The sequence below is a fragment of the Streptomyces sp. MI02-7b genome, assembly GCF_033793585.1.
Lineage (GTDB): Bacteria > Actinomycetota > Actinomycetes > Streptomycetales > Streptomycetaceae > Actinacidiphila.
The window spans coordinates 245,203-268,171 of record NZ_JARAWX010000006.1; the positions used below are offsets into that span (position 1 = coordinate 245,203).

Annotated in this window: 16 protein-coding genes; 7 read left to right on the plus strand and 9 right to left on the minus strand. The window is 73.3% G+C overall.

What is annotated here, in order from left to right:
• The first annotated feature begins 67 nt into the window (after positions 1-67).
• The 4 genes from PV364_RS12225 (at position 68) to PV364_RS12240 (ending at position 6,293) form a co-directional block, all read left to right on the plus strand.
• Positions 68-1,528, plus strand: coding sequence for a maltokinase N-terminal cap-like domain-containing protein (locus PV364_RS12225; protein WP_319659900.1), 1,461 nt, complete (start codon positions 68-70; stop codon positions 1,526-1,528).
• 37 nt (positions 1,529-1,565) lie between these two features.
• Complete coding sequence (glgB, locus tag PV364_RS12230; RefSeq protein ID WP_319659901.1) at positions 1,566-4,259, plus strand: 1,4-alpha-glucan branching enzyme; 2,694 nt, start codon at positions 1,566-1,568, stop codon at positions 4,257-4,259.
• A 159-nt stretch (positions 4,260-4,418) separates the two neighbouring features.
• Positions 4,419-5,354, plus strand: coding sequence for a DUF4231 domain-containing protein (locus PV364_RS12235; RefSeq protein ID WP_319659902.1), 936 nt, complete (start codon positions 4,419-4,421; stop codon positions 5,352-5,354).
• Between the two features lie 45 nt (positions 5,355-5,399).
• Complete coding sequence (locus PV364_RS12240; protein WP_319659903.1) at positions 5,400-6,293, plus strand: alpha/beta hydrolase; 894 nt, start codon at positions 5,400-5,402, stop codon at positions 6,291-6,293.
• A 15-nt stretch (positions 6,294-6,308) separates the two neighbouring features.
• Here PV364_RS12240 and fxsT read toward each other — a convergent pair whose 3' ends face one another.
• The 5 genes from fxsT to fxsA all read right to left on the minus strand — a co-directional run bounded on the left by fxsT (position 6,309) and on the right by fxsA (position 15,059).
• Positions 6,309-10,226, minus strand: a complete 3,918-nt coding sequence (gene fxsT, locus PV364_RS12245) for an FxSxx-COOH system tetratricopeptide repeat protein (RefSeq protein ID WP_319659904.1) — start codon at positions 10,224-10,226, stop codon at positions 6,309-6,311.
• A complete protein-coding gene (locus PV364_RS12250; protein WP_319659905.1) occupies positions 10,210-11,556 on the minus strand; it encodes a TIR-like protein FxsC in 1,347 nt (448 codons plus the stop codon). Before PV364_RS12250 ends, fxsT begins: the two co-directional genes overlap by 17 nt.
• Positions 11,557-11,679: 123 nt before the next feature.
• Positions 11,680-12,465 carry an AAC(3) family N-acetyltransferase gene (locus PV364_RS12255; RefSeq protein ID WP_319659906.1) on the minus strand — a complete coding sequence of 262 codons (786 nt, stop codon included), beginning with the start codon at positions 12,463-12,465 and terminating at the stop codon, positions 11,680-11,682.
• Position 12,466: 1 nt separating this feature from the next.
• The gene (locus PV364_RS12260) at positions 12,467-14,830 is read right to left on the minus strand and encodes an FxsB family cyclophane-forming radical SAM/SPASM peptide maturase (protein WP_319659907.1); all 2,364 of its coding nucleotides are present in this window, start codon (positions 14,828-14,830) and stop codon (positions 12,467-12,469) included.
• A gap of 31 nt (positions 14,831-14,861) precedes the next feature.
• The gene (gene fxsA / locus PV364_RS12265) at positions 14,862-15,059 is read right to left on the minus strand and encodes an FxSxx-COOH cyclophane-containing RiPP peptide (protein WP_319659908.1); all 198 of its coding nucleotides are present in this window, start codon (positions 15,057-15,059) and stop codon (positions 14,862-14,864) included.
• A gap of 786 nt (positions 15,060-15,845) precedes the next feature.
• Here fxsA and PV364_RS12270 point away from each other — a divergent pair.
• On the plus strand, positions 15,846-16,337 hold the full coding sequence (locus tag PV364_RS12270; protein ID WP_319659909.1) for a DUF1877 domain-containing protein: 492 nt from the start codon (positions 15,846-15,848) through the stop codon (positions 16,335-16,337).
• 38 nt (positions 16,338-16,375) lie between these two features.
• Here PV364_RS12270 and PV364_RS12275 read toward each other — a convergent pair whose 3' ends face one another.
• The 3 genes from PV364_RS12275 to PV364_RS12285 form a co-directional block, all read right to left on the minus strand.
• Entirely contained in the window at positions 16,376-17,131 is a 756-nt protein-coding gene (locus PV364_RS12275; RefSeq protein ID WP_319659911.1) for a metallophosphoesterase family protein, read from the minus strand.
• A 69-nt stretch (positions 17,132-17,200) separates the two neighbouring features.
• A complete protein-coding gene (locus PV364_RS12280) occupies positions 17,201-17,935 on the minus strand; it encodes a poly-gamma-glutamate hydrolase family protein (RefSeq protein ID WP_319659912.1) in 735 nt (244 codons plus the stop codon).
• Positions 17,936-18,059: 124 nt separating this feature from the next.
• Positions 18,060-19,427, minus strand: a complete 1,368-nt coding sequence (locus PV364_RS12285; RefSeq protein WP_319660052.1) for a cation:dicarboxylate symporter family transporter — start codon at positions 19,425-19,427, stop codon at positions 18,060-18,062.
• Positions 19,428-19,569: 142 nt separating this feature from the next.
• Between PV364_RS12285 and PV364_RS12290 the strand changes: the two genes are divergently transcribed.
• Complete coding sequence (locus PV364_RS12290; RefSeq protein ID WP_319659913.1) at positions 19,570-21,204, plus strand: sensor histidine kinase; 1,635 nt, start codon at positions 19,570-19,572, stop codon at positions 21,202-21,204.
• Entirely contained in the window at positions 21,201-21,884 is a 684-nt protein-coding gene (locus PV364_RS12295) for a response regulator (protein ID WP_319659914.1), read from the plus strand. Before PV364_RS12290 ends, PV364_RS12295 begins: the two co-directional genes overlap by 4 nt.
• Positions 21,885-21,923: 39 nt before the next feature.
• Here the strand turns inward: PV364_RS12295 and PV364_RS12300 are convergent, their stop codons facing one another.
• Positions 21,924-22,949 (minus strand): ATP-dependent 6-phosphofructokinase, encoded by a 1,026-nt coding sequence (locus tag PV364_RS12300; RefSeq protein ID WP_319659915.1) that lies wholly within the window; start codon positions 22,947-22,949, stop codon positions 21,924-21,926.
• Positions 22,950-22,969 lie beyond the last annotated feature (20 nt).

Here is a 22,969-nt window from a genome sequence, read left to right on the forward strand (position 1 = left end):
GACAGTCGCCGCAGCGCACCCCTTCACTTAGGGAACCAGCAGGCCCGGCACCCGAGGAAAGGACGTCATGTCGGACACCTCGTGGCTTCGCTCCTCCGCAGCCCCCGCCGGCACCACCGTGCCCCCGGCCCCAGGACTGCTCTCCACTCTCGGCCCCATGCTGCGCGAATGGCTGCCCCGGCAGCGGTGGTTCGCCGGGAAGGGGCGGCCGATCACCGCGTTCGGCCTGGTCTCGGCGACCGAGCTGCTGCCGGCCGACGGCCGGCTCGGCACCCCTGGGCTGCTCCATCTGCTGCTCGACGTCCATCAGGACGGCCCGCACGAGGTACCGCGGCCAGGCCGCGGCCACGGGCAGCCCGACACCTACCAGTTGCTGCTGGGCTCCCGGGCCCTGCTGCCGCCGGCGCTCGCGCCCGCCCTCATCGGGCACGCGATCGGCGGCCCGCTGGACGGCCTCACCATCTACGAGGCGCTGCACGACCCCCGGCTGACCTCCCTGTTGCTGGAGCGGCTGCGCGCCCCCGGGCGCACCGGGCACCTGCTGTTCGGCGCGGAGCCGGACGCGGCGATCCCGGCCGGCCCGGCACCGCGGCTGTCCACCGCCGAGCAGTCCAACAGCTCGGTCATCTACGGCGACAGCCACATCCTCAAGTTCTTCCGGCGGGTCGCGCCCGGTCCCAACCCGGACCTGGAACTGTCGCTCGCCCTGGCCCGCGCCGGGTCGCGGCGCATCGCCGCGCCCGCCGCCTGGTTCGAGGCGGTGGGCCTGTACGACGAGCCCGCCACCCTGGGTGTGCTGCAGCGCTACCTGCCCGGCTCGGCCGGTGCCTGGGAACTGGCCCTGGAAGCGGTCGAGAAGGACACCGACTTCTCCGGCGACGCGCACGCGCTGGGGCGCGCGACCGCCGAGGTGCATCTCGCGCTGGCGCGTGCCCTGCCCACCAGCACCCTGCGCCGTCCGCAGATCGAGCTGATCGCCCGCGCGATGGCCGACCGGCTGGACGCCGCGGCGGCCGCGGTGCCCGCGCTGCGGCCGTACCGCGCCCGGCTGCACGCCGCCTTCGAGGACCTCGCGGTGCTCGGCGAGCAGGGCACGGAACTGGCGGCCCAGCGCATCCACGGCGACCTGCACCTGGGCCAGGCCCTGTTGACCCAGGCGCAGGGCTGGGTGCTCATCGACTTCGAGGGGGAGCCGGCCCGGCCGCTCCCCGAACGCCGCCGCCCCGCGCCGCCGGTGCAGGACGTAGCGGGAATGCTGCGGTCGTTCGACTACGCCGCCCGGCACCACGATCCCGCCGCCCCCGGCGCTCCCGAGTGGGCCGAGACCCAGCGGGCCGCGTTCTGCGCGGGATACGCGGAGGCCGCCGGGACCGATCCCCGGGACGAGCCCGTCGTGATACGCGCCTACGAGACCGACAAGGCCGTCTACGAAGTGCTCTACGAGGCCAGGCACCGGCCCGCCTGGCTCCCCATCCCCATGGCGGCCGTGCGGCGCCTCTCGCAGCCGCTCCGCGGCGCCACCCCGTGACCGGGCACCCCCGCGCCCTACCGAGGAGGACCTGATCGTGACCGATCGTCAGCCGTTCCCCGACGCCGACCCCGGCACCCCCGGCCCCGGCGGGAACGGGCCGTCCCGCGCCGCGCGTTCCGCACCCGGCGGCGGGCCCGAGGGTTCAGTGCCACCGCCCCCCGCGGCGACGCCGGCCCCGTCCGCGCGTCCGCCGAGGCCCGCGGGAGCCAAGCAGGCCCGCGGGGCGAACTCCCCGAAGGCCGCGCCGTCCCGGCCGTCCGGTCCGTCCGGCCGCACGGCCCGGTCCGCGGACGCCGCCGGGGCGGCGAACTCCCGTCGCAAGGCCGAGCGTCCGTCCGAGGCGTCCGCCTCCGACGCCCGTACCTCCGAGGCCGTCGCGCGCGGTTACGACCCCGCCGGCTCCGACCGGCCGCCGGCCTCCGGCAGCGCGCCCCGCACCGTCCCCGCCGCGGTGCCCGGCACCGTCGCGGTCGGCCACCAGGCGCCGCCGCCCGGGCCCGAGGTGACCCGCCCGGCACCGGCCGCCGCCCCCTCGGACGTGCGTCCCGCCCCGGCACTCGACGCCGGTGAGCGGTGGCGGCTGCTCGACGGGTCCCACCACGACCCGCACGCCCTGCTGGGCGCGCACCCGGTGGCGGACGGCGTGCTGGTGCGCGTCCTGCGCCCGTACGCGCAGGCGGTGGCGGTCCTCACCGGGGACGGCACGCGGGCGGCGCTGCGGGACGAGGGCGACGGGCTGTTCGCCGGCGTGCTGCCGCTGCCGGAGCTGCCGGTCCACCGGCTGCTCGTGACGTACGACGGCCAGGAGCAGGAGGTCCACGACCCCTACCGCTTCCTGCCCACGCTGGGCGAGTTCGACCTGCACCTGATCGGCGAGGGCCGGCACGAGCAGCTGTGGAAGGCGCTCGGCGCCGAGCCGATGACCCACGACGGGGTGCAGGGCACCCGCTTCACCGTGTGGGCGCCGAACGCCCGCGGCGTGCGCGTCGTCGGCGACTTCGACTACTGGGACGGCACGGCCTTCCCCATGCGCTCGCTGGGTTCCACCGGGGTGTGGGAGCTGTTCCTGCCCGGGGTCGGCGAGGGGCAGCGCTACAAGTTCGACATCTGCGGCCCGGACGGCGCGCACCGGCTCAAGGCCGACCCGATGGCGCGCCGCACCGAGACGCCCCCCGCGACGGCCTCCGTCGTCACCGCATCCCACCACGAGTGGCAGGACACCGAGTGGATGGCCCGGCGCGGCGACGTGCCCGTGCACGAGGCGCCGCTCTCGGTGTACGAGGTGCACCTGGGCTCCTGGCGGCCGGGGCTGTCGTACCGCGAGCTCGCCGAGCAGCTGCCGGCCTACGTGCGCGACCTCGGCTTCACGCACGTGGAGCTGATGCCGGTCGCCGAGCACCCCTTCGGCGGTTCCTGGGGCTACCAGGTCACCTCGTACTACGCCCCCACCGCGCGGATGGGCACCCCGGACGACTTCAAGTACCTGGTGGACGCCCTGCACCGGGCGGGCATCGGCGTGATCATGGACTGGGTGCCGGCCCACTTCCCCAAGGACGAGTGGGCGCTGGCGCACTTCGACGGCGCGAACGTCTACGAGCACGCCTGGCGCGGCGAGCACCCGGACTGGGGGACGCTGGAGTTCGACTTCGGCCGCACCGAGGTCCGCAACTTCCTCGTCGCCAACGCGGTCTACTGGTGCGAGGAGTTCCACATCGACGGGCTGCGCGTGGACGCCGTCGCCTCGATGCTCTACCTGGACTACTCGCGCGAGGACGGCGACTGGGCGCCGAACGTGTACGGCGGCCGGGAGGACCTGGACGCCGTCGCCTTCCTCCAGGAGATGAACGCCACCGTCTACCGCCGCTGCCCCGGCGTGGTCACCATCGCCGAGGAGTCCACCGCCTGGGACGGCGTCACCCGCGCCACCCACGAGGTCGGCCCCACCGGCTTCGGCGGGCTGGGCTTCGGCCTGAAGTGGAACATGGGCTGGATGCACGACTCGCTGGAGTACATCAAGCACGAGCCCGTGCACCGCAAGTACCACCAGAACGAGATGACGTTCTCGATGGTGTACGCCTACAGCGAGAACTACGTGCTGCCGATCTCGCACGACGAGGTCGTGCACGGCAAGGGATCGCTGGTGAACCGGATGCCCGGCGACTGGTGGCAGCAGCGCGCCACCCACCGCGCGTACCTGGGCTTCATGTGGGCCCATCCGGGCAAGCAACTGCTCTTCATGGGGCAGGAGTTCGCGCAGGGCGCCGAGTGGTCGCACGACCACGGCCCGGACTGGTGGCTGCTCGACGAGACCTACTCGGCGGCCGGCGACCACCGGGGCGTGCGCGACCTGGTGCGCGACCTCAACACGGTGTACCGGGGTACGCCCTCGCTGTGGCAGCGCGACACCTCGCCGGAGGGGTTCGCCTGGATCGACGGCGGCGCGGCCGAGGACAACGTGTTCTCCTTCGTCCGCCTCGACGCGGCCGGGGACCCGCTGATCGCCGTCAGCAACTTCTCGCCGGTGGTCCGCCAGGGGTACCGGATCGGCGTGCCGGACGGCGTGGAGGCGCTGCGCGAGGTGCTCAACACCGACGCCGCGGTGTACGGCGGCGGTGACGTCGTCAACCCCGAGCCGCTGAAGTCCGAGCCCGTCGGCTGGAACGGCCGCCGGCAGAGCGTGCAGCTCACGCTGCCGCCGCTGGCCACGGTCTGGCTGCGGCCGGCCTGACCGGAACTCTCGCGGGGAGAGGGACCGGACGCCCTTCGGGGCCGGCCCCTCTCCCCGCCGCCCGTACACCCGCGGCCCGGGATGTCCAAGCCCCTTACGGGCGACGGCAGTTCGGCCGAACGCCTACTGGGCCGCCGCCCCCGATGCCCCCATACTGGGATGACGCGGGAATTCAGCGAGTGCGGGGGGCCGCTGCCGATGGTGACCGAACGCGAGTTGCTCCCGGAACTGTTCCGGGCGGCGGACCGGGCGTCCTTACGGGGCCAGTTTCAGACCGTACGGCTGTCGCGGCAGCAGCTCGGTCTGCTCACGGCGGCCTCCGTCTTCAGCTCGTTCGACCCCACCGCGGGCCGTCTGCACTGGGCCTCGTGGCTCGCGGCCGTCCTGTTCGCGCTCGCCGCGTGGACCACCTGGGTGATCCACCGCCAGGACCCGCAGGCCCTCTGGTACGAGGGCAGGGCGCTGGCCGAGTCCATGAAGACACTCGCCTGGAAGTACTCGATACGGGCCGACCCCTTCACCCCGCCCGGCAACCAACGGGACCCCGACGCCCTGTACCGGCTGCAGCTCGGCGACGTCCTGCACACCTTCCGCCGCAGCAGGGCCCTGCCCTCCCACGTGGACTCCGGCATCACCCCGGCGATGCGGCGTCTGCGGGACGCCCCGCTCGGCGTGCGGCACGACGTGTACCTGCGTGAGCGCATCCGGATCCAGCACGAGTGGTACACCGTGAAGGCGGCCCGCTGCGAGGTGAACGGACGCCGGGCCGGACACCTCGCGATGGCGTTCCCGCTGTTCGGCGTCCTTTTCCTGATCCTGCGGGCGGGCGGCTGGTCCCCCTTCGACACGCTGGGCTTCGTGTCGGCCATCACGGCGTCCGTCGCGGCCTGGTCGCAGCTGCGCCAGTACAGCCCGCTGGCCGCGGCGTACCGGGTGGCCGCGGACGAACTGGAGCTGATCCGCGTCCAGTTGTCGGCACTGGACCTGAACGACCCGAACGCCGAGCACCTGTGGTCCCAGCTGACCCGCGACGCCGAGGACGCGGTGTCCCGGGAGCACACCACCTGGCAGGCCAGGCGCGAGATGCGCGTGTGAGGACGGGCGTTCCGGCGCGGAACACACGAAAGGGGGCCCCTCGGAGTGCTGTTGGTACGTGCGGGGGACGGGCGGGCACTGGCGGTGGAGACCCTCGGCGATCCCCGGGGCAGACCGGTGTTCCTGCTGCACGGCACTCCCGGCAGCAGGCTCGGGCCGGTGCCGCGCAGCGCGGTGCTGTACCGGCTGGGGGTGCGGATGATCTCGTTCGACCGGCCCGGCTACGGCGGTTCCGAGCGGCAGCCCGGCCGCCGGGTCGCGGACGCCGCCGCCGACGTCGCGGCGATCGCCGACGCCCTGGGCCTGGAGGAGTTCGCGGTGGTCGGCCGCTCGGGCGGCGGGCCGCACACGCTCGCCTGCGCCGCACTGCTGCCGGACCGGGTGACCCGGGTGGCGGTGCTGGTGGGGCTCGCGCCCCGGGACGCCCGGGGCCTGGCCTGGTACGCGGGGATGACCCGCTCCAACGTCCGTGACCACTCCACCGCCGACGCGGCGCAGCGGCGGCTCGCCGCCCGGCTGGAACTGCGCTCGCGGACCATCCGCGACGACCCGGCCAGTCTGCTCGCCCTGCTCCGGCCGGAGATGCCGGAGCCGGACCAGCGGGTGATCGCAGACGCGGGCCTGCGCACCATGCTGCTGCGCACCTACGCGGAGGCGCTGCGCACATCGGCCGACGGCTGGATCGACGACACCCTGGCGTTCAACCGGAGCTGGGGGTTCGGCCTGGACCGGATCGCGGTGCCGGTGCTGCTGTGGCACGGCGAGGCCGACGTGTTCTCGCCGGTGGCGCACTCCCGCTGGCTGGCGGAGCACATCCCGGGCGCGACCATGGTGGTCCAGCCGGGGGCCGCGCACTTCGCCGCCCTGTCGGTGCTGCCGCGGGTGCTGGCCTGGGCTGCCGCCGGCGGCGGCGGTCAGGCGCACTCGATGCCCGCCTGACCGCCGCCGCCGCGTTCACACCGGCTGCGGCTCCAGGTCCCGGTTGACCCGGAACCACTCGCGGGCGGCCCGGCTGAGGGGGTGCTCCTCGCCCAGCAGCCGTACGCACTCGGGCAGCACCTTGCCGCGGATCTGCTGGGCCTGGGCGTGCCGGCCGGACTGCCGCAGCGCGTAGGCCAGGTTGATCTCGCAGGCCAGGGCGTCCGGGTGCTCGGGACCGTACCGCTCGGTGAGTCCGCGCAGGGCGGTCTCCAGCAGGGTCACCGCGCGGTCGGTCTCACCGAGCTCGCCCTGCGCGTTGCCCAGGTTGATCATGCAGTTCAGGGTGTACGGGTGGCGGGGGCCGACCGCGCGCTCCAGCCGGGCCAGGGTGTCGGTGCCGACCGCGACGGCCTCCGCGGCGTCGCCGCTGCCGCGCAGGTAGATGGCCAGGTTGTTGCGGCAGGCCAGGGTGAACGGGTGGTCGTCGCCGAGCAGCCGCCGGTAGGACGACAGCGCGTCCAGCGCCAGGTCGCGGGCCTTCCCCTTGTCGCCGGCCGCCGAGTACTCGGCGGCGAGGTTGAGCGCGCAGGCGAGTGTGTCCGGCACGTCGGGGCCGTACCGCTCCAGGTAGCGGTCGTAGGTCACCTGGGTGAGCCGCATCGACTCGGCGGCGCGGCCGGCCTTGCGCAGCGAGACCGCGAGGCTCTTGGCATTGCGCAGCGTCTCGGGCACGTCGGGGTTGAGGACGTCCTGGAAGACGTCCATCACCTCTTCGAGCATGGCGACCGAGCCGGTGTAGTCGCCGATCTCCCGCAGGTCGCGGGCGAGGTTGGCCTTGGTCGACAGGGTGTACGGGTGGCGGTCGCCGAGCATCGGGCTGCGCCGGTCGACGGTCTCCTGGTCCAGCCGCCGGGCGAGTTCGGAGTCCCCGGTGAGCCGGTAGTCGATGGCGAGGTTGTTGGCCGCGACGAGCGAACGCGGGTGCTGCTCGCCGAAGATGTCCTTGAAGCCCGCGTAGATCTGCTCGTCGCGTTCCCGGGCCTCCTGGAAGCGGCCGAGCGCCCGCAGGTCCGCGGCGAGGCTGCCGCCGGTGATCAGGGTGTGGGGGTGGCCGGCCGGCAGCAGGGCGGTCTGCCGGGCGAGGGTGTCCTCGTCGTACTGCCGTGCCTCCTGGTACCTGCCCTGGGAGCGGAGCACGTTGGCGAGCTCGAACTGCAGGTTGAGGGTCTGCAGGTCGTCCTCGCCCAGGGACTGCTTCCAGTTGTGCAGCAACTGCTCGGCCAGGATCCGGGCCTGCTCCAGCGCGCCGCTCTTCCACAGGTAGCGGACGCGGTTGACCAGCAGCTGCCGCGGTTTCTCCTCGCGGCAGTCCTCGGCCTGCGACGGGGCGAGGTGCGGCCAGATCAGCTCGAACCCGGGCCAGTTCGCGGGGTCGTTGATGGCGTCCTCGGGCGGCCGGGCCTCGGCGAGGATGCGGTGCACCTCGTGCATGGTCTCCTGCTGGTCGTCCTCGGACATCTCCGAGCGCACGGCCGCCTGCACCAGCCGGTGCACCTGGATGCTGCTGTCCGCGGGGTCGACCTTCGCCAGCGCGAAGCGGTTGACCGCCTGGATGACCTTGCCGAGCATGTAGCGGTCACGCAGCTGGGGGTCGTACGGGAGCAGCGCCTGGATCATGGAGTCGCTCTCGATGAGGGTCATCGAGATCGGCTCGGCCGCGAAGAACGCGCACAGCTCCAGCAGCCGCACGGCCGCCTTGGACTGGTTGCGCAGCCGGCTGATGGAGATGCTCCAGGTCGCCCCGACCTCCCGCGGGTAGCCGGCGGCCGTGGTGACCGACAGCGCCTTGGTGGTCTGCTCCTTGAGCTGCTGCACATAGACGTCCACCGGGGTGGCGGTCTCGGCGAGCCATGCGGCGGCCACCTCGACCGCCAGGGGCAGGTCCCCGACCGCCTCGGCCACCTGCGCGGCGTCCTCACGGCTCATGCCGCCGACCCGGCGGCGCAGGTGCTCCACGCTCTCCGCCCGGTTGAAGACCTCGATCTCCAGGGGCTCGGTCGGTCCGGTCGGCGGCTTGTTCCGGGCGGTGACCACGATGTGGCCGCGTCCTCCGGGGAAGTACCGGCGCACCCGCTCGGGGTCCTCGACGTTGTCGAACACCAGGAGCCAGCGCGAGAAGCGGGTGCCGGTCATCAGCTCCTCGCGGGCCGCCTCTGCGGCCTCGGAGACGCTGTCGCCGACCCTCAGCTCCAGGCGGCGGGCGAGCTCCGCGAGGGAGGGCGCGATCCGGTCCTCCTGCTCCGCCTCGATCCACCACACGAGGTCGTAGTCGGCCTTGAAGCGGTGCGCGTACTCCAGCGCCACCTGGGTCTTGCCGACGCCGCCCAGCCCGTGGAGCGTCTGCGGGAAGGGCTGGACGGAGGGGTTGCCGCCGCCCAGGCGGTCGCGCAGCCGGTCCAGGACGGTGGAGCGGCCGGTGAAGAAGGTGTTGCGGGGCCGGAGGTTGGACACCTTGGGGTCGCCGACCGGGTAGCGCGGGCCGCCCGCCATCGACGCCTGGTTGAGGTCCGTCTCGTCGCGCCCGAGGGCGCGCAGCAGCGTGGTGGCGGCCGCTAAGTGGTCGAGCCGGACCAGGCTCACCGGACTGCGCTGCGCCAGCGGCGGGCCGGGGCGCACGTCGCCGACCCGGATCGGCAGCAGCTGGTGCTGCTGGCCCGACGGGTCGGTGCCGGAGTTCGACTCCCACACCCGCATGGCCCGGCGGGAGCGCAGATAGGCGGCGGAGAGCACGATGAGGGTCCGGGAGCCGGCGCCGGCGCCCGCGGGCTGTTCCGTGGGGGCGGCGTGGGTCTCCACGTCCCAGGGCACGACCCGGAAGCCGGCCCGGGTGAGGATCCACTCGATCCAGTCCGCCCACATGCGGTCCTCGGGCACGTACGCCAGCACCAGACCGGACGGCGGGACGGGTCGCCGCCGGGTGAACTCCGCCGCCCACCGCAGCCGTTCCGGCTCCGGGAGCGGGGGCAGCGAGGTGACGGCGCCGCCCGAGACCATGGCGGTCAGGCGCTCGCAGGCGGACAGCATCGAACTGGACAGGCCGGGCGCGTCCCCGAACGTCGCCAGGATCTCCTCGTAGGCGTAGAAGGGCCGGTACGGGATCTCCACCGACCCCCAGTAGGCGACGCGCTCCTCGTCCCCCAGGCCGGCCGGGAGCCCCTCGAACTGCGCGCGGGCCAGCGCCCGTCCGGCGTCGGCCTTCTCCTTCTCGCCGTCGTCGATGCGCATGGGCACCGGGAAGATCCGTATGCCGCGGCCGCTGTACCGCTCCTCGATGTCGCGGGCGACGGCGGCGGCGCCGTAGATGCTCTGGTCGCTGAGGGTGAAGCAGACCACCAGCTCGTCGGGCATGTGCACGGTGCAGATGTCGGCGATGTCGCTGAGGCCGGTACGGCTGTCGATGAGGACGTAGTCGTAGTGCCGCCGCATGTCCGCGCGCATGGCGTCGAGGAACTGGCCGCCGCCGAAGCGGTCGTAGAAGACGTCCCAGTCGATGCCGGTCAGGGCGGTGGAGTAGTTGCGGTCCTGGCGGCCCGCGGACAGGTAGTCCAGGCTGCCGCCCTCGGGAAAGCCCCAGTTGAGGGAGATGGCGTGCGGGCGCACCCGGGCGAACTGGCGGTGCCAGTCGGGTGGGCGCGGTACGTCGCGCAGCGCCTCCTCCCGGTACTCGGTGATCAGGTCGATCATGCCGGTGGTGGCCGCCAGCGCCGAGGAGTCCAGGAAGGGGTGGAAGAAGCGGAACAGCCCCGGTGCTTCGAGGTCCCAGTCCACGGTCAGCACCCGGTGACCGTTGGCCGCGAGGATCCAGGCGGTGTTCGCCAGGGCCATGGTCCGTCCGGTGCCGCCCTTGTACGAGTAGAACGTGATCACACGTCCGTTACGGCTCTCGGTCATCCTGGCCCTCCGGTTTGTCGGGTTCCGTGGTGCCGCGGTCGTCGTACGGGCCGTACGGGGAGGAGCGTTCGGGTCCGTACGCTCCGGCGGACGGACCACGCAGTCTGGGGCGGGCGGTGCGCGGCCCCTGCGGCGGGAACGCCGGGGCGTGGGCGGCGTAGTGCTTGGCGGCGAGTCCCACGGCCTTGGGCACGTCGTCGCTGAAGGCTTCCAGGCTCGGGATGTTGTTGCGGATGAACCGCAGCCCGGTCGGGCCGTCCGTCCGGCCCGGTTCCAGGGCCGCGTCGGCGATGCGGCGCAGCCCTTCCTCGTGGCCGTTGGACTCCGGGTCCGCCCTGTTCCAGGGCACGAGGACGCTGATCCAGGGCCGGTGCCCGTTGCCGAAGCGGGTCAGCATCTCCCGCCGGTCGGGCGAGTCCATGGCCCAGCGGTCGAGCAGCAGCAGTCCCGGGGCACTGGGCGTGGGGTCCAGCAGGCGGTCCAGCTCCTCCTCGAACACCCCCACCGTGACCCGGTAGTCGAGGTTGCGCGCCAGATCGGCCGCGTGGTCGGCCAGCGGCCGGTTGCTCTGCGGGTGGTACGGGTTCCAGTCGCGCGGCGAGGGGCCGTAGCAGGTGCCGCTGCGCCCCTCCGGCAGTTCCTCGGAGCTGCAGCAGGCGAGCACCGTCACGCGCAGCGGCCGGCTGGCGCCCGGGGGGCCGAAGGCGCTGGGGACGTGGTGGTAGTCGACGTGCCGCCCTTTGGCGATCTTGGTCTCCTCGACCACCTGCACGATGCGCTGCGCCAGGCGGTAGACGGCCCGCTCGTACTCGTGCTTGAGGTAGCTGAGCTTGATCAGCCCGTAGAAGCCCTCGGCGGCGTAGTCCTCACCGAAATCCGCGTGGTTGAACTGCAGCCCCTCGGCCGGGCCGGGCATGTCGTTCGCGGCCACCGGCACCCACAGCGCGGGCACGATGCCGGATATCGGGCCCTCGTGCACGGCCCGGTGGTACACGGCGCGCTGCGAGAACGCGTACCACTCCTTGCCGCACTGCTGACTGCGGAAGTAGCGCGGGGAGTACAGCGGGACGAAGACCCTGCAGTGCGCCAGCGCCTCGGCCAGCGATTCCGGCCACCCCTCGCCGACATTCATCCCCCGGTCCATGAAGCCCGCCCTCACTCCGGCGGGCAGCGTCGTCATCTGCAGGATGTGCGCGCACAGGTCGTTGTAGAGCTTGGCGACCCACAGGTCGGGGTCGGGATCCGAGGGGTCGTTCCTCGGCGTGTGCGCATAGCTGAGGAAGAAATAGGGCTTGTCCGAGGCGTCTCCCTGCCCCACGGGTAATGCCATGCGCCATCTCCCCCGCCCGACCTACAGGTCCCCGTCCCGCGCCCCTCGTGAGGGAACCTCAGTGTAGGAACCGCTGTTTCTCCGGCGGAATACCGCATGACCATCAATTTTCCGCGCGGATGGTCAACGCCCGTTCTTCACCAACCATTTGGCGATGACATCCACAGCGTCGGCGATGGGCACGAGATGGCAGGACGCGTCACCGAACGGGCCGTTCAGCACCGCGCACCCGCGGGCCACCACCGGGACGAGTCCCGGGAAATGACGGTCGTCGATGTCGGGTGCCTCGAAGGTCACCCACTCCTTGCCGCCGTCCGCGCCCCGCACCAGTGCCCGGTAGGGGCGGTCCGGCGGCGGGACGGCGCGGTAGTCGGCGAGGTGGTAGGCCGTGCACACCCACAGGTCCACGCCGATGAGCAGGGCCCGGCCCCGCAGGTCGTACAGCCGGGCGGTGGGCGAGTCCTCGCCCAGGTGGCTCTCCAGCGCGTGGCCCTCGGTGACGAAGCGCGCGGCCGGACCGAAGGCGGTGAAGGAGGTGTGCGGGTGCGCGCTGCGCAGGGCGCCCGGCAGCAGCCGGACCTCCTCGGCCAGCCGCCCCACACTGGGCGACACGGGGGTGGTCAGCGGGTCGAAGGGCTCCATCGCCTCGCGGTACGCGGCCAGTTCCGCATCGCTCATGCCCTCGGTGCGTCGCCGGTCCACCCGGGAGGTGACGGAGTTCTCCGGGGTCGCCGCGTACGCCACGAGGGTGCCCGCGTCGCCCAGCGCCGCCCGCAGCGCCTGGACCACGGTGCGCCCGCCGCCCTCGACCGCGCCGACCGCCTTCAGCGAGCCCTGGACCAGCAGCACGTCCCCCGCCCCGACACCCAGCGCGCGCAGGTCCCGGGTCAGGCTTTCGCGAGTGTGCACCTCAGACCCCGTTCACTTCGGAGAGCCAGGGGGCGACGGTGCCGGCCATCCGGGCCGCGAAGCGCTCGCCCAGCGGGGTGAGCGATCCGCTGCCGGCGAGCCGGTCGACCGCCTCCGCCGTCTCGCGGGTCCAGCGGGCGAAGGGGGCGGCCGCCTCCGGGACGCCCCGGCGGGCCAGAGCGCGCCAGTACTCGGCGACGGCGATGTGTGCGTACGTCCCCTGGAGCAGGCCCTCCAGTGGACGCGGGTCGGGCCGCCACGGCGCGTGGAACAGGCGGGTGTCGTCCGGGTCGAACAGGTCCATCAGGTCCAGCACGGCACCGAGCTTCACGTGCTGGAACTCATGGGCCACCAGCAGGGCCAGCGTGACCGGCGTCGCCGGCCGTGCGATGCCGACGGCGCCGAACGCCTGCCGGGCGGCCCCGCTGACGTCGCTCCCGTCGCCCGGCGGGACCAACGGGGTGATGGTCCCGAGCCCGGCGGCCAGCCCCGGGACGTAGCGGGGCAGTTCGCCGCCGAGGAAGTCCCAGGCCGCGACCAGGTCCTCGTGCCAGGCCTTGACCTCGGACTCGTCCTGCCGGGACACCGGCGGCCACTGATGGGCGTCGCGGTAGGGGTCGGTGTCCTCCAGCGCCACGGTCCAGCCGGCCGGGCCGACCCGGCGTACGGGGTGCCACCACGCGTCCGCGGGGCCCTGCGCGGGGATCCTGAGCGTACGGCCCGCGGCGCTCACACGGAATCCGCCGGCGTCCGCGGCCACTTCCGCCTCTTCACCGTCGGCGGCGCCGACCAGCACGCGGCCGAGACCCGGCAGCCGTACCGCGCCGTCGCGCACGGGGACCCGCACCGTCGCCCCGTACCGGCCCGCGGACCGCACCAGGGAGGCGGCCGCGACCTCGGCGAGCCCCGCGACGTCCGCGCCCCCGTCGCCGCCCGTCTCCAGGCAGTGCCGGGCCCACGGCCGGACGTACGGATGAGCCAGCACAATGTCCACGGCCTCCGGCGCGGCCTCGTCGACCTCGGCGAGCACCCGCCACACGGCGGCGGTCCTGGCGTCCCGCGGGGCGCGTTCCCAGACCGCGGTGAGCAGGCCGCGGGTGATCCCGAGCTGCTCGGCGGCGAGCGCCGCGACCGTGCCGGCGTCGCCGTACCCGGCGGCCAGCTGGTCGATCTGTTCCTCGGTCAGCGGGGACCCGTCCTGCTGCCCCGGCGCGGTGGTCACCGAAATCTCCCGATCCACTTCCTCGTCCTCGGCGTCGCGGATGCCGAGGATCAACTCCATCAGGTCGGCGCAGTACGCGGACGGGTTCGCGAATCCGTTCCCGGTGCGGTAGCGATGCGCGTACAGTCCCCCGCCGCAGACGTCGACCACCGGGCACCGGCGGCACTCCTCGGCCAGTCCGGCTCTGCCCTGCCGCCGGGCGGTGATCCCGGGATGGGCGGCCACCTCGTCCAGGGAGTGCGTGAAGACGTCCATGCCGGTGGCCGGGGCCCCGTCGTAGGCGGTCTTGAGCGAGTCGGCCTGCTCGAACGTCCCGTCCGTCTCGATGACGACGAGGTCGACCGGATCGGTGCCGATCGACTCCACCAGGCTGCTCCCGCCGCGCAGCATCCGGCGCACGGAGTCGAAGACCCGCACGGGCACCGGGCGCCCCTGGGCGGTCCAGCGCCGGTGGATCGTCAGCAGCCAGTCCGCGTAGGGCGCCGGGGCGCCGCCGGGGCGTACGGGCGGCACGTCGTGCGTGGCGTGGGGCAACAGGAAGTCGATACGGGGCGGTTCCAGCGCCATGAGTGCGTCGTACACCGCGAGGGGGTCGTTGTCCACGTCGATCGTGCAGAGCAGGCCGCCGTAGAGATGGCGGTAGCGCGGCTCACGGAGCAGCCCGATCGATCTCACCACGCGGTCGTAGCTGCTCCGCCCGTCCGCGAACCGCCGGTGGCGGTCGTTCTCGGCCCGTCCGCCGTCGAGGGAGACGCCGACCGAGATGCCGAACTCATCGAAGATGTCGCAAAATCGCTCGTTCAGAAGGACGGCGTTGGTCTGGATACCGAGCTCCAGGGCGCACCGGCCGTCCAGCGCCCCGCGTAACGCCTCGGCGGCCCGGCGGATGCGTGCCGGGCCGGCCAGGAGGGGTTCTCCCCCGTGGAACACCACCTGGACGGCGTCCAGGTGGTGCACCGCTGCATGCTCAGCGATCCGTGCCGCCACACGGTCGAACACCTCGTCCGGAGTCGCCCGGATCCGTTGCTTCCAGCTCGTGTCCGCGTGCTCGTACACGTAGCAGTGGTCGCATGCCAAATCGCACCGGCTGTGCAATTTCAGGACAAACTGTGACAACGGCCTGGTCGGCGCTGATGACTCCATGACTGCGGCGCGGAATCCCCGAGTCGGTCGGCTACTTGCTGCTGAACGACTGGAAGGCCGCGACCGGGACGCTCCCGGCGGAGGCCGCGGCGGGCATCACGCGACCGAGGGCCGGCGAGGCCACGGAGCTGCCGCGGGACGCCAGCTCCGCCAGCGGGATCCTCCGCTGCACCTGCGGACGCCCGGCCGGGGCGCCATTGTCGGCCTTCACAGCGAGATTGGCAGTCATAGTGGTCCTTGGTGACTAAAGGTGCGTTGGGGCGCACGCCGATTGTCCGAAATACACCAAAATCATCGCATCCCGGACCCCCGAAGGCGCGACGCAGCACGCGACACGCGCGCGACCTTCAGAGGCGACTTAGCACGCCCATAACGAGCGAGCGGACCACAAGGGCGCGAGCGAAACGACCACAAGTGCACGATTTACGCCACATGCAGTAGACGCGCGGCACAGCGGACGCGCGCACGCCCCACCCCAACGCCGGGCTGTGTGATTATCTCCCTTACAGGGAGCGGGAATTGGCCATATCCAAGAACCGAGACGAACTTTCTGAAGCGGTTCGCGCGCCCTGCCGCACGCACCCCCGGGCCCCGCCTTCCGGCGCGTCCCGGTCGATGCCGCGAACCCGCGCACGAGCCTCGCGCACCGGCCCTCCGAGCAGCCCGGCCACGCCCGGCGCACACCGCGAAATCCACCCGGAACCCTGCACCAAGCGGGGGAACACCCACCCGTCGGGAGCAGTCGCGGGCCCGGCCGAGGGGAGAGGGGCCGGGTGCTGTCCGGGTCCCCGGTTCCTCTCCCCACAGCGATGGTCGCACAGAAGAAGTACAGGATTGAACGATCGCCCTGTGGCACTGCTCACGCCCGTACGGACCCGCAAATCCCGTGGCAGGACCCGCTGCGGACCCTCGACGCTCGGACGCATGACCGACGCCCAAGGCACCCTTCCCCCAGGTCGGTTCACGAACGCATCAGCGGCGGCCGGGCCGGCCACTGGGCCGTGCGGGGCCCCTCATGGCCGTGACCCAGCTCCTCGCCCGTGTGCACGCCGCGGACCTCGCCCACTGCCGCGCGACGGCGGCCGGCCGTCCGGACGCCGACCCCGGCTGGGCCCCGCCCGCCGGGGACGTCCTCGATCTCGACTGGGCGCCCCACCCCCTGGAGGACGCCTGCCGCCGCGCCGGACTCGACGGCCGTCTGCTCGCGGCCCTCCGGCGGGCCACGACGGGCGACCCGGAGGTGGACGTGGCCTTCCTCGACCACCCGGACGCCGTCGGGATCTTCGGCCCTCCCCCTGCGGCCCTGGCCCCCGAGGGCGTGGCCGCCGTCGCGCACGCGCTCGCCGCGATCGACCGGCCGGCGGTGCTGCCGCCGCGGCCGGGGGTCCGCGGGCTCGACGGGGTCCGCGATCCGCAGGCGTACCTGACCGGGCACTTTCGCGCGCTGTGCGCGTTCTGTGCGGAGGCGGCGCGGCGCGGGCAGTACGTCGTGATGTGGTGGGACTGACGTCGGCCCGACCAGGCCGGGCGACGAGCGCGTGCCCCTCACTCCGGCCGCCCGTCGCGCGGGCCCCACGCAGCGACGACCTCCTCCGCGGAGTACGTGCCGAGCACGTACTCCTCGGCCCACCGCGCGGCCCCGGCGAAGCCCGACTCCCCGGCGATCCGCGCGGCCGCCGCCTCCCGGTCGTACACCGTGCGCCGCAGCCGGACGCCGCCCGCGCCGAGCAGGGCCCAGTGGGCGCCAGGGCGCCCGTAGGGCATGCCCACGCTTCCCGGGTTGACGACGAGGCGGCCGAATGCCAGCCGGACGTAGGGCATGTGGGTGTGGCCGCAGACCACGGTCTCCACGTCCGGGCCGAGGCCCGCCATGACCTCGGCCCAGCGCGCGGCACGCGAGTCGACCAGCACGATCTCCTCGTCGTCGCGCACGGTGGCGTGGCAGAAGACCGTGCGCCCCGCCTCCGCGACCTCCAGTTCCGCGGTCAGCGGCAGCCGCGCCAGCCACGACACATGATCGTCCGTCAGTTCCGCCGCGGCCCAGTCCGACACCTCGTAGCCGCTCGCGCGGCCGTCGCGCCGGTGCTCCACCAGCTCCCGGTCCGCGTTGCCGCCGATCCACACCGCCCGGTCCCCCAGCGCCCGCAGCCTTTCCAGGGTGGGTCCCGGCAGCGGTCCCGCCGCGTGGTCCCCGGCCAGGACCACGCGGTCGGCGTCCCGCACATCGGGCTCGGCGAGCACCGCCTCAAGGGCGGGCAGGTTGCCGTGGATGTCGGCCAGGACCGCGACGCGTTGCAGCATGCCGGCAGCATGCCCGCGGCCGGGCGTAGCGATACGGCGGTTCGCCGAGGGCGTGACGCCGGCGGGACCTCAGGACGCGGCCGCGATCGCCGCGCGCACGGCGGCCACGAGGCTCCAGAAGACCGGTCGCGTGGTGCCGCCCCGCCCGGCACGGGTGTGCGTGCCGAACATCGCGGTGCGCAGCGGGGCGGTGATCTCCAGTTGGGCGCCGCGGCCGCGCCGGGTGCCGTTGCAGATGTTGGCCGGGGAGCGGCCCGCGAGTTCCCCGACCTCCGACGCGTCGACGGCGTGGAGACCGGCATCGGTGAGGGCGGCGGTCAGTTGGCCCGCGAAGGCGGTGTCCGCGCCGCCGACGAGAACGGCCCCGGCCCCCTCCGGCAGACCCGCCTGCCGGGCCGTGCAGCCGTGCAGCGACAGCACCCGCAGGCTGCCCGCCGCCATCGCGCGGGCGACCGGGTCGTCGCAGCGGGTAGAGGTGACGTGGAGGGCGGCGTTTCCGGTGACGCGCAGGCCCTCGAACATCCAGTAGTCGTACACCGGGCCGCCCGGCGGGGTGGGCGCGAGATCGGCGGGGTGGTACCCGGCGACGGCGAGGCAGAGTTCGGAGGTGCCGGCCTCGATGCCGCCGGCGTGCGGGGCGACGACCACGGTGTCGCCGGGCCGGGCGGCGGGGTCGCCGGCGGCGTGCCGGCGGAAGCGCCGGGCCCAGTCGGTGCCCTCGGTCAGGGCGGTGTCGGCGTACAACGCGGTGTTGGAGGCGTACGTGTCGAAAGACGCGGAGGCGTAGCCGGTGTGCGTCGTCATGGAGCGATCATCACGCACCGGCGGTCCCGGCTCCTGCCGGGAGCCGGGACCGCCACGAACGGAACGTCCGGTCCCGCCGGGCGACGGGGGGAGCGGCCCGGCGGGACGTGAGGGGGGCGGCGGGTCAGGCCGCCGGCACCGGCTCCTTCTCCGTGGACACCGGCTCGGACGGCGGCTCGCCGTGGCCGTCGTCGACGAGCGTGGTCTCGTCGAAGGGCAGCTCTCCGGCGAAGACGCGCTCGGCCCGCTCGCGGTCGAACTCCTTGGTCCAGGTGCCGATCAGGACGGTGGCGACCGCGTTGCCCGCGAAGTTGGTGACGGCGCGCGCCTCGCTCATGAAGCGGTCGATCCCGACGATGAGGCCCACCCCGTCGACGAGGGCCGGCTTGTGGGACTGGAGCGCGCCGGCCAGCGTCGCCAGGCCCGCGCCGGTGACACCGGCGGCGCCCTTGGAGGCGATCATCATGAAGAGCAGGAGGGTGATCTGCTCGCCGATGGAGAGCGGCTGGCCCATCGAGTCGGCGATGAACAGCGAGGCCATGGTCAGGTAGATCATGGTGCCGTCGAGGTTGAAGGAGTAGCCGGTCGGCACGGTGATGCCGACGACCGGGCGGCTGACGCCGAGGTGCTCCATCTTGGCGATGAGGCGGGGCAGCGCCGACTCCGACGAGGAGGTCGAGACGATCAGGAGGAACTCCCGGCCGAGGTACTTCAGCAGCTGGAAGAGGTTGACCCCGGCCACGAGCCGCAGGATCAGGCCGAGCACGACGACCACGAAGATCAGGCAGGTCACGTAGAAGCCGAGCATGATCGTGGCCAGCGCCTTGAGCGCGTCCACGCCCGCCGAGCCGACCACCGCCGCGAGGGCGCCGAAGGCACCCACCGGCGCGGCCCACATGATCATGGAAAGGACCCGGAAGACCAGCTTCTGGATGTGTCCGATGCCGCGCAGCACCGGCTCGCCCGCCGAGCCCATGGCCTGCAGGCCGAAGCCGACGAGCAGCGCCACCAGCAGGGTCTGCAGCACCTGGCCCTCGGTGAACGCCGAGATCAAGGTGACCGGGATGATCGAGAGGATGAAGTCCGGCAGCGACTCGGCCGGCGCGTCCTTGGCCTGGGCCTGGCCCACGTCCTTCAGGGCGTCGGTCAGGTGCAGCCCGTCGCCGGGCTGGAGGATGTTGCCGACGACGAGGCCGATGCCCAACGCCACGAAGGACATGACGACGAAGTACCCGAGGGCGAGCCCGCCGACCTTGCCGACCTTCGCGGCCTTCCGTACCGAACCGACGCCGAGCACGATCGTGCAGAAGATGATCGGCGAGATCATCATCTTGATCAGGTTGACGAAGCCGGTGCCGATCGGCTTCAACTCGACCGCCGCGTCCGGGGCGACAAGACCGAGGACGGCGCCCGCGATCGCGGCGACGACCACCGCGATGTAGAGGTAGTGGGTACGGTCCCTGCGACCCTGGCTGCGGCTCTGCACCGGCACTGACACCTTTGTCTCCTCGGTCCAGCCGGACGCCGTCCCGGACGCCCGCGATTGGATAAGTCCCGGTGACTATGCGCCCGCCCAGTGAGCCAGGTCACGTTTGCGTTCATTGAGTTCGCGGGACCCGTGCACACTGGTGGGCATGCCGCTCCCGACCCGCCTCCGCAGCCCCCGGCCGCGCCGCCGTGCGCACAGCCTGGCGGGCCAGTTGTTCGCGATGCAGGTGGTCATCGTGGCCATGGTGGTCGCGGGCATCGCGGTGCTCGTCTACGCCAACGCCGCCGCACGGGCGGAGGACGCCGCGCGGGACCGGGTCACGGCGGCGGCGCGGGCGGTGGCCGACGCCCCCTCGGTCGCGGCCGCGATTCGCGGCACGGACCCCAGCGCCGCGCTCCAGCCGTACGCCGAGCGGGTCCGCCTGGACACCGGGGTGTCCTTCATCACCATCATGAGCCCGGACGGCATCCGCTGGACGCACCCGGACACCGCCGAGATAGGCCGCCCCTTCCTCGGGAACATAGGCCCCGCCCAGCGCGGCGTCACCTTCACCGAGACCTACACCGGCACGCTCGGCGCGTCCGTGCGCGTCGTCACCCCCATCCGGGACGGCTCCCGGATCGTCGGCCTGGTCAGCGTCGGCATCACGGTCGAGGCCATCACCGACCAGGTGCGGGGCCAGCTGGCCCTGCTCATCGGGATCGCCGCGGCGGCGCTGGCCGTCGGCGGCCTCGGCACCTACCTCGCCAACGCCCGGCTGCGCCGGCACACGCACGGCATGGCCGCGGACGAGCTGAGCCGCATGTACGACTACCACCAGGCGACGCTGCACGCGGTACGCGAGGGGCTGATCCTGCTGGACGCCGGCCGCAGGGTCGCCCTGTGCAACGACGCCGCCCGCGAACTGCTGGGCCTGCCCGGCGCCGTGGTGGGCTCGTACGTCGCCGACCTCGGGCTGCCCGCCTCGCTGACCGGCGCGCTGCTGGCCGCCGAGCCGCGGGTGGACGAGGTGCACCTGACCGCGGAGCGGGTGGTGGTGGTCAACACCTCGCCGGTGCGCGGCGGGGAGCGCCGGGGCACGGTGGTGACCCTGCGGGACCACACCGACCTGCAGTCGCTCACCGGTGAGCTCGACTCCGTACGCGGTTTCGCCGAGGCGCTGCGCTCGCAGGCTCACGAGGCCTCCAACCGTCTGCACACCGTCGTCTCGCTGATCGAACTGGGGCGCACCCAGGACGCGGTGGAGTTCGCGACCGCCGAACTGCAACTGGCCCAGGCGCTGACCGACCGCGTGGTGGCGGCGGTGGCGGAACCGGTGCTGGCCGCACTGCTGCTGGGCAAGGCGGCCGAGGCGAACGAGCGCGGTGTGGAGCTGACGGTCACCGAGGACAGCAGCATCGACGACGGGGTGCTGCCGGCCTCGCTCACCTCCCGGGACCTTGTCACCATCCTGGGCAACCTGATCGACAACGCCCTGGACGCCGCCATCGAGGGCGCCGCGCAGACGACCGCGCCCCCGCACGTCGAGGTCACCGCCCGCACCGGCGAGGGCGAGTTGACGCTGCGGGTCACCGACAGCGGACGCGGGGTGGACCCGGGCGCGGTACGCGAGGTCTTCCGGCGCGGCTGGACGACCAAGAGCCAGGGGCACGGCCTCGGGCTCGCGCTCGTCGAGCAGACCGCCCGGCGCGCGGGCGGCAGCGTGGACCTGGAGCGGGCGGTGGGCGGCGGCGCGTCCTTCACCGTGCGGTTGCCGCTGCGCGGGGAGGTGCGGACATGATCAAGGTACTGGTGGTCGAGGACGACCCGGTGGCGGCCGACGCCCACCGGTTGTACGTGGAGCGGCTGCCCGGCTTCGAGGTCGCGGCCGTCGCGCACTCCGGCGGGGCGGCGCTGCGGGCACTGGAACGGCACGAGGTGGACCTGATCCTGCTCGACCTCAATCTGCCGGACGGGCACGGGCTGCAGGTCGTCCGCAAGCTGCGGGCGGCCGGGCACACCGCGGACGTGGTGGCCGTGACCTCGGCCCGCGACCTGGGGGTGGTGCGCCAGGCGGTCTCGGTGGGCGTGGTGCAGTACCTGCTCAAGCCCTTCCCCTTCCCGGCGCTGCGCGACCGGCTGGAGCGCTGGGCGCGCTACCGCGACGAGCTGGCGGGCGGCGAGGCCTCCGGGCAGGACGAGGTGGACCGCGCGCTGGCGGCACTGCGCAGCCCCGAGGCCTCGGCGCTGCCCAAGGGCCTGAGCGGTCCGACGCTGGAGGCGGTGACCACCGCGCTGCGCGATGCCGAGGGGGGCCTGTCGGCGAGCGCGGCCGCCCAGCAGGTCGGCGTCTCCCGGATCACCGCCCGCCGCTATCTGGAGCACCTGGTCGACATCGGCCGCGCCGTGCGCGCCCCGCAGTACGGCCAGGTGGGACGGCCCGAGCTCACCTACCGATGGGCGACCGCGCGCAAGCCGTGACGCCGGTGCCGACGCCGGCGCCGTGTCACGGGGTCCGCCTCAGAAGACGGACTCGGCCTCCTGCATGCGGTCCTCGGGGACCCGCTTGAGGACGGTCACGGCCTCGGCGAGCGGCACCAGTTCGATCGCGGTGCCGCGCAGCGCCGTCATGTTGCCGAAGGCGCCCTTGTGCGCGGCCTCGACGGCGTGCCAGCCGAAGCGGGTGGCCAGGACCCGGTCGTAGGGGGTGGGGACGCCGCCGCGCTGGACGTGGCCGAGGATGACCGGGCGGGCCTCCTTGCCCAGGCGCTGCTCCAGCTCGGCGGCGAGCCGGGTGCCGATGCCGGCGAAGCGCTCGTGGCCGTAGGCGTCGATCTCGCCGTGGACGTACGGCATGGTGCCCTCGGCGGGGTGGGCGCCCTCGGCGACGCAGACGACGGCGAACTTCTTGCCCCGCGCGAAGCGCTCCTCGACCATCGCGACGAGGTCGGCGGGGTCGAAGGGCCGCTCGGGCAGGCAGATGCCGTGGGCGCCGCCGGCCATACCGGATTCGAGGGCGATCCAGCCGGCGTGCCGGCCCATCACCTCGACGACCATGACGCGCTGGTGCGACTCGGCGGTGGTCTTCAGCCGGTCGATGGCCTCGGTGGCCACGGTGACGGCGGTGTCGAAGCCGAAGGTGCGGTCGGTGGCCGAGATGTCGTTGTCGATGGTCTTGGGGACGCCGACGAGCGGCATGCCCGCCTCGGCGAGCAGCCGGGCCGCGGTGAGGGTGCCCTCGCCGCCGATCGGGATGAGCACGTCGAGGCCGTACGCCGCGCACACGGTGCGCCAGTTGTCGGCGGCCTCGTGCAGCCGGGAGCGCTCCAGCCGGGTGGAGCCGAGCACGGTGCCGCCGCGGGCCAGGATGCCGCTGACGGAGTTCAGGTCGAGGGTGCGGTAGCGGCCCTCCAGCAGTCCCTTGAAGCCGTCCTCAAAACCGATGACCTCGTCGCCGTGGTACGTCAACGCGCGATGGGTCACCGAACGGATGACAGCGTTGAGCCCTGGACAGTCGCCGCCCGCGGTGAGCACTCCGATACGCATGGCGCTGCGCGCTCCCTCCG

Bases quoted from the DNA above. Each gene is read 5' to 3' on its own strand.
- PV364_RS12250 (WP_319659905.1), bottom strand. From the start codon at position 11,556: ATGGCATTACCCGTGGGGCAGGGAGACGCCTCGGACAAGCCCTATTTC.
- PV364_RS12275 (WP_319659911.1), bottom strand. From the start codon at position 17,131: ATGCTGCAACGCGTCGCGGTCCTGGCCGACATCCACGGCAACCTGCCC.
- PV364_RS12280 (WP_319659912.1), bottom strand. From the start codon at position 17,935: ATGACGACGCACACCGGCTACGCCTCCGCGTCTTTCGACACGTACGCC.
- PV364_RS12260 (WP_319659907.1), bottom strand. From the start codon at position 14,830: ATGGAGTCATCAGCGCCGACCAGGCCGTTGTCACAGTTTGTCCTGAAA.
- PV364_RS12225 (WP_319659900.1), top strand. From the start codon at position 68: ATGTCGGACACCTCGTGGCTTCGCTCCTCCGCAGCCCCCGCCGGCACC.
- PV364_RS12295 (WP_319659914.1), top strand. From the start codon at position 21,201: ATGATCAAGGTACTGGTGGTCGAGGACGACCCGGTGGCGGCCGACGCC.
- PV364_RS12290 (WP_319659913.1), top strand. From the start codon at position 19,570: ATGCCGCTCCCGACCCGCCTCCGCAGCCCCCGGCCGCGCCGCCGTGCG.
- fxsA (WP_319659908.1), bottom strand. From the start codon at position 15,059: ATGACTGCCAATCTCGCTGTGAAGGCCGACAATGGCGCCCCGGCCGGG.
- PV364_RS12235 (WP_319659902.1), top strand. From the start codon at position 4,419: ATGACGCGGGAATTCAGCGAGTGCGGGGGGCCGCTGCCGATGGTGACC.
- PV364_RS12270 (WP_319659909.1), top strand. From the start codon at position 15,846: ATGGCCGTGACCCAGCTCCTCGCCCGTGTGCACGCCGCGGACCTCGCC.
- PV364_RS12300 (WP_319659915.1), bottom strand. From the start codon at position 22,949: ATGCGTATCGGAGTGCTCACCGCGGGCGGCGACTGTCCAGGGCTCAAC.
- fxsT (WP_319659904.1), bottom strand. From the start codon at position 10,226: ATGACCGAGAGCCGTAACGGACGTGTGATCACGTTCTACTCGTACAAG.